This window comes from Burkholderia sp. Ax-1720 (genome assembly GCF_011753035.1).
Taxonomy (GTDB): domain Bacteria; phylum Pseudomonadota; class Gammaproteobacteria; order Burkholderiales; family Burkholderiaceae; genus Burkholderia; species Burkholderia gladioli.
Genome location: NZ_VWWK01000190.1, coordinates 1 through 12,791 on the forward strand (window position 1 = coordinate 1; position 12,791 = coordinate 12,791).

Consider the following 12,791-nt stretch of genomic DNA (forward strand, 5'->3'; position numbering starts at 1 on the left):
GGCGGCGCGCGCGCAGGTTGCGCGGGCAGGCACGCGCGGCGCGGCGCCCGACCAGCACGAAGGGCAGCAGCGCGGTGACGAACAGCAACAGCCCAAGGCCGGTCAGCCCTTGCGCGATCGCGACGACGGCGGCCGCCGCGCCGCCCAGGGCAAGCGAGCGCTGGCCGAGCGCGCGCTTACGGAACGAGGCGAATGCCGCCGACGCGGGCGGCCAGGAAGCGATGCGAGACATGACGACGATCTCCCGGAATCCAGCGGAGGATTCTGGTCGGATCGCCATCAAGGGCGCGTAAAGAATGAGGATCGGCGCGAACAGAGCGTATAAAGAGCGGCGCGGCGCGCGCGGAAAAACGCGGGTGCCGGAAGGCACCATCGGCCCGCTCAGGCGAGCGGAAACTCCGCCACCACCACCAGCCCGCGCCCGGGCTCGCCGTCCTCGAGCCGCAGCGTGGCGCGATGCGCGCGCGCGATCTCGCGCACGATCGCCAACCCCAGCCCGCTGCCCGGCTGCGGCGAGGCGCGGAAGAACGGCTCGAACACCTTCTCGCGCAGGGCGGGCTCGATGCCGGCGCCCTCGTCGCGCACGCGCAGGCGCACCGCGCCCGGCAGCGGTTCGAGCGAGACCGTCACGGTGCCGCCTTCCGGCGAATAGCGGATCGCGTTGTCCACCAGGTTGAACACCAGCACCGACAGCAGCGGCTCGTTGCCGGACACCGCCACTTTCCCTCCCTCGCCCCCCTCGCCCAGCGTCGCCACCAGCTCGACCCGGCGGCGCTGCGCCAGCAGCGCCAGTTGCTCGAGGGTGGCGGTCGCCACCTCGCGCAGGTCGACCTCGACGCCCGGGTATTGCGCGTAATCGGCGGCCTCGGCCTGGGCCAGCGTCAGCAGCTGGTTGGTCAGCGCGACCAGCGAGCGGTTGCTGCGGTCCATCGCCTTGAGCGTGTCCTGCACCTGGGCCGGATCGCTCTGCCGCCGCGCGTACTGCAACTGGGTGCCGAGCAGGGTGAGCGGGGTGCGCAACTGGTGCGCGGCATCGGCGACGAAGCGCCGCTGCATGGCGGTCTGCTTCTCGATGATCTCCAGGCACTGGTTGAAGGCGCTGACGATCGGCCGCAACTCGCTGCGCAGCGGCTCGAGCTGGATGCGCACCGAGGAGGTCAGCACGCGCTCGGGCATGCGCCGCGCGAGCCGCGCCAGCGGCCGCAGCTCGAGCGTGAGCCCGAGGCAGACCAGCACCACGGCGATCGTCAGGATGGCGGAGAAATAGAACATCTGCGGCCGCCACAGCGCCAGCACCAGCGCATCGCGCTCGTGCAGGGTGCGGCCCACCGAGATCACCACGCGCCGCGTGAAGCCGGCGTCGTACATCGGCCGGATCACCGACACGGCGCGCACCGGCTCGCCGTTCATCACCGCGTCGTACCACTTGGGCGACACGTCGGGCACGGTCTGCGGGAAGTCCGAGGTGCCGGCGATCATCGGCCCGTCCACCTCCTGCACGCGGAAGAACACCTGGTCCTCGCGCGCGGTGCTGAGGATCTCGATCGCGCTCGGCGAGATCGAGGCGCTCAGGTCCTTGCCGTCCCAGCCGACGTTGCCGGCCATCACGCGCGCGGCCGACAGCAGCACCTCGTCCTGCAGCAGGTTGGCGGTGCGCCAGGCATTGCTGCGCGTGATCAGCCCGGCCGCGACGATGAACACCGTCATCGGCAGCGCCAGCCACAGCAGCAGCCTGACGCGCAGGCTATTCATCGGCGGCGCCGTCCTCGAGCAGGTAGCCCAGCCCGCGCAGCGTGATGATGGTGGCGCTGCTGGCCTCCAGCTTCTTGCGCAGCCGCGACACGTAGATCTCGATCGCGTCCTCGCTGGTCGGCGCGTCGGCGGCGCTGACCGATTCGGCCAGGGTGGTCTTGGAGACGGTCTTCTTGGCGCGCAGGATCAGCGCCTCGAGCACCGCGTGCTCGCGCGGCGTGAGCACCAGCGGCGCGTCGTCGACGGCGAACTGCAGGCGGTCCATGTCGTAGACCAGGTTGCCGCAGCGCAGCCGGTTCGAGCGCGAGGGCGCCTGGCGCCGCGCCAGCACCTTGATGCGCGCCACCAGCTCGCGCGCGTCGAAGGGCTTGACGATGTAGTCGTCGGCGCCGGCGCCGAGGCAGACCACCTTCTCGTCCACCGCGCCGGTGGCCGTCAGGATCAGCACCGGGGTGGCGTCGCCGCGCTCGCGCATGCGGCGCAGCACGGTCTTGCCCGACATGCCGGGCAGGTTCAGGTCGAGCAGCACCACGTCGTAGGCCGAGGCGCGCAGCGCGTCCTCGGCCGCCTCGCCGCTCGACACGCGGTCGAGCATGAAGCCGTCGTCCGTCAGCGTCATCGCCAGCCAGTGCGCCAGCTCTTCATTGTCCTCGACGAGCAGCAGCCTCACGCCTTCTCCTTGTCACTCCGCTCACGCGAGCTTGTACTGCTCCCGGGCGCCCTTGGTCCGGTACAGCAGCAGCGTCGCAATCATGCCGCACACGGCGGCCACGCCCATCCAGGCGCCCGGCGCGGCCTTGTCGCCGGTGGCGTGGATCAGCCAGGTCGAGATCGCCGGCGTGAAGCCGCCGACCATGGTGGCCAGACTATAGGCCATCGAGAAGCCGGTGGTGCGCACCTTCACCGGCATCAGCTCGGTCAGGGCCACCACCATCGCGCCGTTGTACCACGCATAGAGCAGGGAGAGCCACAGCTCGACGGCCAGCAGCTTGCCGAACGAGGGGCCGGCCACCAGCCACTGCATGGCCGGATAGGCGGTGAACACGGTCAGCAGCGTGAAGGCGAGCATCACCGGGCGGCGGCCGAAGCGGTCCGACACGGCGCCCGAGATCGGCAGCCAGACGAAGTTCGAGATGCCCACGCAGGCCGTCACCAGCAGCGCGTCGAACGAGGACATCTTCAGCACCACCTTGCCGAAGGTCGGCGTGTAGGCGGTGATCAGGTAGAACGAGGTGGTGGTCATGATCACCAGGCCCATGCCGGCGAGGATCAGCCCGAAGTTGGCGAAGATCGCGCGGGTGATCTCGCCGATGCCCGGATGGTGCTTGCGCGCCACGAACTCGTCGGATTCCTGCAGGGTGCGGCGGATGTAGAACAGGAACGGCACGATCAGGCAGCCGATCACGAAGGGCACGCGCCAGCCCCAGCTGGTCATCTCCTGGGCCGGCACCACCGAGTTCAGCAGCACGCCGAGCGAGGCCGCGAACACCACCGCCACCTGCTGGCTGGCCGACTGCCAGGAGCAGTAGAAGCCGCGGTTGCCCTTGGTGGCGATCTCGGCCAGGTAGACCGACACGCCGCCGAGCTCGGCGCCGGCCGAGAAGCCCTGCAGCAGCCGCCCGAACAGCACGATGGCCGGCGCGACCAGGCCGATGGCGTGATAGCTCGGCACGAAGGCCACGCACATGGTGCCGATCGCCATCAGCGTGAGCGACAGGATCAGCCCCTTGCGGCGGCCGTGGCGGTCCATGTAGGCGCCCAGCACGATGGCGCCGATCGGGCGCATCAGGAAGCCCGCGCCGAACACCGAGAAGGCCAGCATCAGCGAGACGAATTCGTTGCCGGCCGGGAAGAAGGTGGCGGCGATGGCGGCCGCGTAGTAGCCGTAGACCGTGAAGTCGTACATCTCCAGGAAGTTGCCGCTGACCGCGCGGAACACCGAACGCGCCCTGGATTCGCGACGCTCGACGGGCATGACTGCTGACATGGTGGGGACTTCCTCGCGACTAGCGCATGGTGCCGCGGCGGCCCGGCGGGCTGCGGTTGCGGCGAAAAACGGTTGAAACGATTGAAACGGGACGACAAGAAAAACCCGCGGCGGGCGGCCGGCTCAGCCGATCCGCATCACCGCCTTGCCGAGCTGGCGACGCTCCTCGAGCGCCGCGTGGGCCAGCTCGACGTCGTCGAGCGTGTAGCGGCCGTTGATCTCGATCGACAGCGCGCCCTCGGCCAGCGCGGCGAAGATCTCGTCGGCGCGGCGCTGCACGGTGTCGCCGTCGGCCAGGTGGTCGGCCAGGCGCGGGCGCGTCAGGAACAGCGAGCCGGCCTCGCCCAGTTCGTAGGGATCGAGATCGTTCAGCGAGCCGGCCACCGCGCCGTAGTTCACCACCAGCCCGCGCACGCGCGTGGCGCGGAAGCTGTCGCGCAGCGTCGGCCGGCCGACCGCGTCGAACACCACGTCCACGCCGCGGCCATCGGTCAGCTCGCGCACGCGCTCGGCGAAGCGGCCGTCCTCGTAGAGCATCACGTGGTGGGCGCCGTGCGCCTTCGCCACGGCGGCCTTCTCGGCATTGCTGGTGGTGGCGAACACGGTCGCGCCTCGGCGCCGCGCGAGCTGCACCAGCAACTGGCCGATCCCGCCCGAGGCCGCGTGGACCAGGCAGGTGCTGCCGGCGCGGATGTCGGCCACGTCGTCGAGCAGGTAGTGCGCGGTCGAGCCCTGGAAGATCGCGGCGGCGGCCAGGTCGAGCGAGATAGCATCGGGCACGTGCGCGAGGCGCGCGGCCGGCACCACCGCGTACTCGGCATAGGCGCCCCAGGCGATGCACCAGGCCACCCGCTGGCCCGGCTCGAACCCGCTCGCGCCGGGGCCGGCCCGCACCACCTCGCCCGCGCCTTCCATGCCGAGCGTGCAGGGGATCCGCACCGGGTAGGTCCGCGAATCGCGGTACTTGCCCTGGCGCGTGTGCACGTCCATGAAGTTGATGCCGGCATAGGCCAGCTTCACCAGCACCTCGCCGGGGCCCGGCTCCGGCACCGCCATCTCGACGCGCCGCAGGACCTCCGGTCCGCCGTACTGCTCGATACGAATCGCTTTCATGCTGCTTCTCATCCGCTTGCCTTCCGTCTTCGCGTCGACCCTTGCAGACCTCAGTGGAAGACGTCCCGCTGCGTGCCGTCGACGAAGGAATTCGTATAGGTACGCGACAAGTCGACGTGCCGGGCCATCAGCCCGGTCCCGTTCGACACCAGAACCTTGAGCACCGTCTGCGGCGCATCCTCGGGCATGCGCCCGTCGCTCGAGAACGAGGGCTTGGCCAGCGCCAGCGCGCGCGTGTAGCCGGCGCGGTCGGCGCCGGTCACGCTGTCGGGCAGGATCGACACGACCTGCTCGGCGCTATGCGTATCGAGGTAGCGCAGCGCGCGCACCAGGGCCTGCACCAGGCGCTGGGTCTGGTCGCGATGCGCGAGCACCCAGCTGCGGCGCAGGTAGAGGCAAGCACCCACATAGGTGCCGCCGAGCTGGGCGCGCGTGCCCTCGACGCTGCGCAGGTCCACCAGCACGCGCGCGGCGCCGCTCGACAGCAGGCGCGTGGCGGTCGGCTCCTCGACCATGCCGGCGTCGATCGTGCCGTGTTCGAGCGCATCGACGAAACGCGTGTCCGAGGCGAGCGGCACCACCGTGTACTCGCCCGGCGCGATGCCGGCGCGGGTGCTCAGGTAGCGCGTCAGCACCCAGGTGGAGGCGCCGAAGCCGGTCACGCCGAGCCGGCGGCCGCGCGCCTCGTCGATCGACTGCATCGGCACGCCGCCGCGCGGCCGCGTGGTGGCCAGCTCGGCCAGGCCCGCGGCGCGCACGAACACGATCACCGACAGCACGTCCTGGCCGCGGCTCTGCAGGTCGATGGTGTGATCGTAGAAACCGACCGCGCCGTGGATCGCCCCGGCGATCAGCTCGGTCGAGGTATCGATGCCGGCCGGCACCGACAGCACCCGCACCTCGAGCCCGGCATCGCGGAAATAACCGAGCTGCTCGGCCAGCACGGCGGGCAGGTAGATGATCTTCGACATCCCGCCCATCATCAGCTTGATGGGCTCCGCGCTCGCGCCGGCCGGCACCGCGGCGCACGCGAGGGCGAGCGCGCCGGGCAGCAGCAGGCGAACGAGGTTGCGGACCAGGGAATGCATGGGGATCTGTCTCCTTCTCGCGGCATGCGGGCCGCGCTTCGCGTCCGGTTCCTGAATGCGCCGGATCGTGGCGGGCAAGCCCGCGTCAACGGTGCCCAGTATAAAAATCCGACGCCTTCTGATTCCCTTCAGCGCTTGCGCAGTTTTCTCGGTATTTACCCTCGGCGCGGGTGGCGGCGGCTCCAACGGCCATTGGCCCGTTTCGCGGCAGAGTTTATGTCGTTCCATTCCATTTATCCCGTCAGTCAACGCTTTTACAGTCACGACATGCCCGCCGCCGTGCCTGTTCGTGCCGGCGGCACCTCGATGCCCGACCGGAACCCGACATGATCGACACTCGCACCACCCCTTACGCCGCCCTGCTGCTGCGCCTCGCGCTCGGCCTGATGTTCATCGCGCACGGCCTGACCAAGCTGCTGGTGTTCACGCCGGCCGGCACCGCCCAGTTCTTCGCCTCGGTCGGCTTCCCGGGCTGGCTCGCCTGGCCCGTGATGCTGTTCGAGATCGTCGCCGGCCTGCTGCTGATCGCCGGCTGGCGCACGCGGCCGATCGCGGTACTCGCGACCCTCGAGTTGCTGGGCGCCGCGAGCGTGCACTTCGGCAATGGCTGGAGCTTCACCAATCCGCATGGCGGCTGGGAATACCCGGTGTTCCTGGCGGTTGCCGCCGCCGTGCTGGCCCTGATCGGCGACGGCGCGCATGCGCTGGGACGCGGCGCGGCGGCCTGAAGGCGGGAGCTTGCGGTGCGGCTGGCGGCCGGCCGTGCGCTGCCGGGGAAACCACCGCCAGGGCAGCCTGCACCCGGCCCGGCGCCGCGCTAGAATGCGCCGCAGCGCGTGGCGCCCGCCGCGCGTCGCGGTCGGCATTGCCTCGCCGCGTCCTGTCCTGGTGACCCCGTCCATGCCCGACTCCGCCCGTCCCGATGCCTCGCGCGACCGTGTCCGCTACGGCCGGCTGCGTTCGGCCGGGGTCGAGCTGATGCAAACCCATTTCGAGCAACACCGCTTCGTCGCGCATGCGCACGACACCTGGGCGGTGGCCGCCGTGCAGCTCGGCACCAAGGACATCTCGGCGAGCGCGCGCCGCCCGGTGATCGTCGCGCCCGGCGAACTCTATGCGCTGCCGCCGCATGCCGCGCACGCGGGCCGCTGCATCGACGGCGGCGCCAGCGAGTACACCATGTTCTACATCCCCGATGCCGAATGGCGCGCGCGTTGCGCGATGCACGGCGTCGCGCCCGAGCTGCTGCTCAGGCCGCGTCGCCACCTCGGCGCGGCCGCGCAGTTCGCGGATTTCGCCGCGCGCCTGTTCACGCAGCCCGAGGCCGTCGCGAGCTGGGACGGGGAATGGTCGCTGTTCTGCGAACGCGTGCTCAAGGCGCTCGGCGCCGGCCAGGCGACGGCGCCGCAAGCCGCGCCCGGCGTGCCCGGCGTGCCCGACGTGCCCGACGTGCGATTGCGCCGCGCCGCCGATTACCTGCGAAGCTTCCACGATCGCAACGTCTCGCTCGAACAGCTCGCACGCGAGGCCTCGCTGTCCGTGGCCGAGCTCGGCCGGCGCTTCACGGCGGCCTATGGCCTGAGCCCGCATCGTTATCAACTGGTGCTGCGCCTGGTCGAGGCCAAGCGCCGGCTGCTGGCGGGCGAGCCCTTGCCCGAGGTGGCGGCCGCCACCGGCTTCGCGGACCAGAGCCACATGGGCCGCCATTTCAAGGCGATGTTCGGCATGACGCCGGGCACCCTGGCCGCGCGGCGGCGCGCAGGAACGTTCTAGATCGCGAGGCCGCGCGGGCGCTAAGGTTCACGGTATTCTCCACCGTCGAACCAGGGCATCATGTCGTCTTCCGCCACACCGCTCCACCCCGCCGCGCCGCGCATCGTCGCCTTCGAACCCGCCCATGCCGAACCCGCCGTCGCGCTGATCCTGCATGTCCAGAACGTCGAGGGCGGGGTCGGCATCCCCATCGAGGACCAGCCCGACCTGCTCGACATCCCCGCTCACTACGCCGCGACCGGCGGCGGCTTCTGGGTCGCCCTCGATGAAGCCGACCGGGTGGTCGGCACCATCGCCCTGCAGTTGAAGGGCCGGGGCATCGCGGTGATGAAGAAGTTCTTCGTCGCGGCCGACTGGCGCGGCGCCGATCGCGGCTGCGCCGCGCGCCTGTTCGGCACCCTGCTCGCGCATGCGCGGCAGGCCGGCGTCTCGACCATCGTGCTCGACACGCCCGCGGTCTCCACGCGCTCGCATGCCTTCTACCGGCGCGAGGGTTTCGTGCAGATCGCCGCCCACGACCTGCCCGTCAAATACGATTTCCCCGATCGCAACTCGCTGTTCTTCCGGCTCGATCTCCAGCCGCGCTGAGGCGAGGACGATTCGGCGCGGCGCCGCGTATCAGCGGAGGCGCCGGCCCCGGCGCGCGGCCGGCGCCTCATGTGGCTCATGTGCCTCACGTGGCTCGCGCATCCAGGCGTCCCACGAAGGCTCGTCGGCGAAGGACTGCTGCAGGAATTCGACGAAGCTGCGCACCTTGGCCGACAGATGCCGCCGGCTGGGATAGACGGCCAGCGCCTCGGCGGGCGGAATCTCCCAGTCGCGCAGCAGCGGCACCAGCGCGCCGCTGGCCAGGTCCTCGCCGACGATGAAGCTCGGTTCGAGGACGATGCCCTCGCCGTCGAGCGCCGCGATCCGCATCATGTCGCCGCTGTCGCAACGGAAGCTGCCCTTCACCGGCACCGACAGCTCGCCCTCGGCGCCGACGAACTGCCAGCGCTCGGCGTAGTCGTTGCTCAACTGGGTCAGGCAGTTGTGCGCGGCCAGTTCGCCGGGATGCTTCGGCATCCCGAACTTCTCCAGATAGGCCGGCGCGGCGCACACCACCAGCCGGATCGAGGCGAGCCGCTTGGCGACGTGATGTCCGGGCGGCGTGCGGCGCGTGATGCGCAGCGCGAGGTCGAAACCCTCGTCGATCAGGTCGGCGAGGCGGTCGGCCGCCGATATCTCCAGCTGCACGTCAGGGTAGCGCGCGCGGTAGCCCGACAGCAGCGGCGCGAGATGGCGCACGCCGAACGACAGCGGCACGCTCAGGCGCAGCCGGCCCGAAGGCAGGCGCATGCGCGCGCCGATCTCGGCCTCCGCCTCGTCGAGGTCGGCCAGCAACTGGCTGGCGCGCTCGAAATAGCGCCGGCCCTCGTCGGTCAGGCTCAGGCGGCGCGTGGTTCGCTGCAGCAGCCGCGTGCCCAGGTGCGTCTCGAGTTCGCCGACCAGACGCGAGGTCGAGGTGGTCGACAGCCCCAGCCGGTCGGCCGCGCGCACGAAGCTGCCGCTCTCGACCACGCGCACGAATGCCTGCATTGCCTGGATACGATCCATCGTTCCGCCTCATTGTCCCGAAGTGCGGGATGGAGTGTGACATGCGGCACGGTTTATCCCAAGCGACGCCTGGCCGACCATGCGCAGGTGCCGGCGCATCACGCGCCCGCCTCGACCCGCCGATTGATCGGCCACGTTTTCACCTGCCACGTTCGGAACCCGCCATGCCCTTCCTGACCCGAGGCGCGAAACGCGCCATCCTCGTCGCGCTGCTGCCCGGCGCCGCGCTCTCGCCCGCCCTCGCGGCGGCGCAATCGCTCGCCGTCGAACCGGCGCTCACGCTCGCGCTGGCCCGCGAGGCCGCCGACACGGCGCTGGCCGCCGCGCAGGCGCGCGGCAACGCGGTGGTCGTGAGCATCGTCGACGCGGGCGGCCATCCGCTCTATCTCGAACGCGCCGACGCGGCGCCGGCCGGCATGGTCGACGCCTCGCTGGCCAAGGCGCGCACCGCCTCGGCCTATGGCTTTCCGAGCGCCGCGCTCGAAGCGGCGATCCGCCAGGGACGCAGCGCCTTCCTGGACCTGCCCGGCGCCCTGCCGCTCGAAGGCGGCTTGCCGGTGCTCGCGAACGGTCGCGTGATCGGCGCGATCGGCGTGGCGGGCGGCCAGCCGGAGGATGACGGCGCCGCGGCCAGGGCTGGCCTGGCCAGGCTGGTACCGCCGGACGCGAAGTCATCCGCCATGCCTTGAGCCTTGAGCATCAAATCGCTTCCCGAATGCCGGAGCCGAAACCCCGGCCGCGAACCGCGAAGCCATGTCCCGCCAGCCGCATCGGCGGGCAGCGCTTGCGCACCGATGCCGCCCGCCTCGCGACCGGCATCGCCCGAAACCGCCACACTGATCTCGAGTCGAAGCGCCACCGCGCATTCGCGCCCGTTCATCTCCCCCGCAAGGAAACCATCCGCATGACCCATTTCGTCCTCGTCCACGGCGCCTGGCACGGCAGCTGGTGCTGGTCGCGCGTGCGCACGGCGCTGCGCGCGCTCGGCCACTCGGTCTTCACGCCGACCCTGAGCGGCCTCGGCGAACGCTCGCACCTGCTCAGCCGCGAGACCGGCCTCGACACCCACATCGCCGATATCGAGAACCTGATCCGCTGGGAGGATCTGGACCAGGTGGTGCTGGTCGGCCATTCCTACGGCGGCTACGTGGTGCGTCACGTGGCGGACCGGTTGCCCGAGCGGCTGCGCCACGTGGTCTATCTCGACGCCTTCGTGGCCGACCACGGCCGGGCGCTGGTCAGCTACCTGCCCGACGGCGGCGAGAAATCGGCGGCCCGGGTGGCGGCCCACGACGGCTGGTCGCTGCCGCCCTTTCCCGGCGCCGCGCTGGCCGCCGACCCGGCCAACCACGCGCTGATCGACGCGAAAGCCACGCCCCATCCCTGGCGCAGCTTCACCACGCCCGCCTCGCTGACGGGCCGCGCCGACACGGTGGCGTCGAGCTACATCCTCGCCGCCGACAATCCGGCCCCGCATTTCGCGGCCACGGCCGAGACGGTGATCGCGCGCGGCTGGCCCTGCCACCGCCTGCGTGGCGGACACGACCTGATGCTCGACAATCCCGCCGAACTGAGCCACCTGCTCGCCAGCTTCGCCTAGACGGGGCCGCCCCGTATCGTGAATTTGACTCAATGTAACGTTGAGCCATATTCATTCATTTCAGCGCGTTTCGGCGCTACGATCCGCCGCTTGGGCCCCCGCCTCGCGCGAGGCAGGCCCCCTCCACTCGCCGAACCCGCTGCCCCATGTCCACCGCTTCCGCCATCGCCGACGGCCCGAGCCGCCCCGTCGTCGCGCCGTCCCCGGCGCAGACGCGCCGCGCCCTGTTCGCGCTCGGCGTGGGTGGCTTCGGCATCGGCACCGGCGAATTCGTGATCATGGGCCTGCTGCCCGACGCGGCGCGCGACCTGGCCATCACGATCCCGCAGGCCGGCCACCTGATCAGCATCTACGCGCTCGGCGTGGTGATCGGCGCGCCGCTGCTGGCGATCCTCGGCGCGCGCTGGCCGCGCCGCAGCCTGCTGGTCGGGCTGATGCTGGTATTCGCGCTCGGCAACCTGGCCAGCGCGATCGCGCCCGGCTTCGGTTCGATGGCGCTGGCGCGGCTGCTGACCGGCTTTCCGCACGGCACCTACTTCGGCGTGGCCGCGCTGGTCGCCGCCGGCCTGGTACCGCGCGAGCGCCGCACCCAGGCGGTGGCGATGGTGCTGCTCGGCCTGACGCTGGCTACCCTGCTGGGCGTGCCGGTGGTGGCCGCGATCGGCCAATGGTTCGGCTGGCGCTGCGCGTTCGCGATCGTGGGCGCGATCGGCGCGCTGACGGCCCTGCTGGTCTGGCTGTGGGTGCCCTTCGTGCCGGGCGACGCGCAGGCCAGCCCGCTGCGCGAGCTGGGCGCGCTGCGCCGCCGGCAGGTGATCCTCACGCTCGGCATCGGCGCGATCGGCTCGGGCGGCCTGTTCTCGGTGTTCAGCTACGTGAAGCCGACCATGACCGAGCTGGCCCACCTGCCCGTCGCGCTGGTGCCGGCGGTGCTCGCGCTGTTCGGCTTCGGCATGGTGACCGGCAACCTGGCCGGCTCGCAGTTCGCCGACCGCGCGCTAGAAAAAACCATCCGCTGGACCCTGCTCTGGGGCGCCGTGGTGATGGGCGTCTATACCTTCACGGCGCACAGCATGCTGCTGGGGCCCGTCAACGTGCTGCTGGTCGGCACCCTGGTGGCGCTGTCGGCGACGCTGCAGACGCGCCTGATGGACGTGGCCGGCGACGCGCAGACGCTGGCCGCCGCGCTCAACCACGCGGCCTTCAATATCGCCAATGCGCTGGGCGCCTGGCTCGGCGGTCTGACCATCTCGGCGGGGCTCGGCTGGTCCTCGACCGGCTGGGTGGGCGCGCTGCTCGCGCTGGCCGGCATCGCGGTGCATGGCTGGGCGCTCGCCGACCAGCGGCGGCGGCCGGCGCCGCAGCCCGCCCCTCGGCACTGACCCGCCAGCCCCGGACCATCACCGCCGCCCGAACCGATTCCTACGTCATCCGAACCATCGCCATGCTGCCACTCGATCACGCCAACGCCCTCATCGCCGCCGCGACGCACCACGCCCGCGAACACGGCCTGCCGCCCGTCTCGGTGACGGTGGTCGACGCAACCGCCTACCCGGTCGCCTTCGCGCGCATGGACGATTGCTTCCTCGGCGCGATCGACGTGGCCTACCGCAAGGCCCGCACCGCGGCGCTGTTCCGCGCCGACAGCGTCGAGGTGGGTGCGAACTTCCAGCCCGGCGGCCCCGCCTACGCGCTCGAGAACACCAATGGCGGCCTGATCGGCTTCGGCGGCGGCGTGCTGCTGCGCGACGCGCAGGGCCGCGTGCTCGGCGCGATCGGCGTATCGGGCGCGAGCGCCGAGCAGGACCAGGCGATCGCCGAGGCCGCCGCGCGCTCGCTCGCGGCGCTCGCGTCATGAAGCCCGCCGCGGCCTGCCCCTCCC

Annotated in this window: 14 protein-coding genes; 7 read left to right on the forward strand and 7 right to left on the reverse strand. The window is 71.3% G+C overall.

What is annotated here, in order from left to right:
- From F3J18_RS31435 to F3J18_RS31460, 6 genes are all read right to left on the reverse strand, one after another.
- Positions 1-373, reverse strand: a 373-nt coding sequence (locus F3J18_RS31435) for a hypothetical protein (RefSeq protein ID WP_166916015.1), incomplete at its 3' end; no start/stop codon positions are given.
- Between the two features lie 8 nt (positions 374-381).
- Entirely contained in the window at positions 382-1,752 is a 1,371-nt protein-coding gene (locus F3J18_RS31440) for a sensor histidine kinase N-terminal domain-containing protein (RefSeq protein ID WP_025096936.1), read from the reverse strand.
- Entirely contained in the window at positions 1,745-2,422 is a 678-nt protein-coding gene (locus F3J18_RS31445; RefSeq protein ID WP_025096935.1) for a response regulator, read from the reverse strand. The genes F3J18_RS31440 and F3J18_RS31445 overlap by 8 nt, the downstream gene beginning before the upstream one ends.
- Positions 2,423-2,443: 21 nt before the next feature.
- The gene (locus F3J18_RS31450) at positions 2,444-3,739 is read right to left on the reverse strand and encodes an MFS transporter (RefSeq protein ID WP_025096934.1); all 1,296 of its coding nucleotides are present in this window, start codon (positions 3,737-3,739) and stop codon (positions 2,444-2,446) included.
- A 123-nt stretch (positions 3,740-3,862) separates the two neighbouring features.
- A complete protein-coding gene (locus F3J18_RS31455) occupies positions 3,863-4,852 on the reverse strand; it encodes a quinone oxidoreductase (protein ID WP_025096933.1) in 990 nt (329 codons plus the stop codon).
- Positions 4,853-4,902: 50 nt separating this feature from the next.
- Positions 4,903-5,940: an ABC transporter substrate-binding protein gene (locus F3J18_RS31460; protein ID WP_166916016.1), complete on the reverse strand. Its 1,038-nt coding sequence runs from the start codon at positions 5,938-5,940 to the stop codon at positions 4,903-4,905.
- Between the two features lie 326 nt (positions 5,941-6,266).
- Between F3J18_RS31460 and F3J18_RS31465 the strand changes: the two genes are divergently transcribed.
- The 3 genes from F3J18_RS31465 (at position 6,267) to F3J18_RS31475 (ending at position 8,301) form a co-directional block, all read left to right on the forward strand.
- Positions 6,267-6,668: a DoxX family protein gene (locus F3J18_RS31465; RefSeq protein ID WP_166916018.1), complete on the forward strand. Its 402-nt coding sequence runs from the start codon at positions 6,267-6,269 to the stop codon at positions 6,666-6,668.
- A gap of 172 nt (positions 6,669-6,840) precedes the next feature.
- Positions 6,841-7,713 carry an AraC family transcriptional regulator gene (locus F3J18_RS31470; protein ID WP_166916020.1) on the forward strand — a complete coding sequence of 291 codons (873 nt, stop codon included), beginning with the start codon at positions 6,841-6,843 and terminating at the stop codon, positions 7,711-7,713.
- A 60-nt stretch (positions 7,714-7,773) separates the two neighbouring features.
- Positions 7,774-8,301 (forward strand): GNAT family N-acetyltransferase, encoded by a 528-nt coding sequence (locus F3J18_RS31475; protein ID WP_025096929.1) that lies wholly within the window; start codon positions 7,774-7,776, stop codon positions 8,299-8,301.
- Positions 8,302-8,331: 30 nt separating this feature from the next.
- Here the strand turns inward: F3J18_RS31475 and F3J18_RS31480 are convergent, their stop codons facing one another.
- On the reverse strand, positions 8,332-9,309 hold the full coding sequence (locus F3J18_RS31480) for a LysR family transcriptional regulator (protein WP_166916022.1): 978 nt from the start codon (positions 9,307-9,309) through the stop codon (positions 8,332-8,334).
- A 164-nt stretch (positions 9,310-9,473) separates the two neighbouring features.
- Between F3J18_RS31480 and F3J18_RS31485 the strand changes: the two genes are divergently transcribed.
- From F3J18_RS31485 to F3J18_RS31500, 4 genes are all read left to right on the forward strand, one after another.
- Positions 9,474-9,998 carry a heme-binding protein gene (locus F3J18_RS31485; RefSeq protein ID WP_025096927.1) on the forward strand — a complete coding sequence of 175 codons (525 nt, stop codon included), beginning with the start codon at positions 9,474-9,476 and terminating at the stop codon, positions 9,996-9,998.
- Between the two features lie 215 nt (positions 9,999-10,213).
- Positions 10,214-10,909, forward strand: a complete 696-nt coding sequence (locus F3J18_RS31490) for an alpha/beta fold hydrolase (RefSeq protein ID WP_025096926.1) — start codon at positions 10,214-10,216, stop codon at positions 10,907-10,909.
- A gap of 146 nt (positions 10,910-11,055) precedes the next feature.
- Entirely contained in the window at positions 11,056-12,291 is a 1,236-nt protein-coding gene (locus F3J18_RS31495; RefSeq protein WP_166916024.1) for an MFS transporter, read from the forward strand.
- 62 nt (positions 12,292-12,353) lie between these two features.
- The gene (locus F3J18_RS31500) at positions 12,354-12,767 is read left to right on the forward strand and encodes a heme-binding protein (RefSeq protein ID WP_025096924.1); all 414 of its coding nucleotides are present in this window, start codon (positions 12,354-12,356) and stop codon (positions 12,765-12,767) included.
- Positions 12,768-12,791: the final 24 nt, after the last annotated feature.

Coding starts and splice junctions, on each gene's coding strand:
- F3J18_RS31440 (WP_025096936.1), bottom strand. CDS start 1,752: ATGAATAGCCTGCGCGTCAGGCTGCTGCTGTGGCTGGCGCTGCCGATG.
- F3J18_RS31450 (WP_025096934.1), bottom strand. CDS start 3,739: ATGTCAGCAGTCATGCCCGTCGAGCGTCGCGAATCCAGGGCGCGTTCG.
- F3J18_RS31455 (WP_025096933.1), bottom strand. CDS start 4,852: ATGAAAGCGATTCGTATCGAGCAGTACGGCGGACCGGAGGTCCTGCGG.
- F3J18_RS31460 (WP_166916016.1), bottom strand. CDS start 5,940: ATGCATTCCCTGGTCCGCAACCTCGTTCGCCTGCTGCTGCCCGGCGCG.
- F3J18_RS31465 (WP_166916018.1), top strand. CDS start 6,267: ATGATCGACACTCGCACCACCCCTTACGCCGCCCTGCTGCTGCGCCTC.
- F3J18_RS31470 (WP_166916020.1), top strand. CDS start 6,841: ATGCCCGACTCCGCCCGTCCCGATGCCTCGCGCGACCGTGTCCGCTAC.
- F3J18_RS31475 (WP_025096929.1), top strand. CDS start 7,774: ATGTCGTCTTCCGCCACACCGCTCCACCCCGCCGCGCCGCGCATCGTC.
- F3J18_RS31480 (WP_166916022.1), bottom strand. CDS start 9,309: ATGGATCGTATCCAGGCAATGCAGGCATTCGTGCGCGTGGTCGAGAGC.
- F3J18_RS31485 (WP_025096927.1), top strand. CDS start 9,474: ATGCCCTTCCTGACCCGAGGCGCGAAACGCGCCATCCTCGTCGCGCTG.
- F3J18_RS31490 (WP_025096926.1), top strand. CDS start 10,214: ATGACCCATTTCGTCCTCGTCCACGGCGCCTGGCACGGCAGCTGGTGC.
- F3J18_RS31495 (WP_166916024.1), top strand. CDS start 11,056: ATGTCCACCGCTTCCGCCATCGCCGACGGCCCGAGCCGCCCCGTCGTC.
- F3J18_RS31500 (WP_025096924.1), top strand. CDS start 12,354: ATGCTGCCACTCGATCACGCCAACGCCCTCATCGCCGCCGCGACGCAC.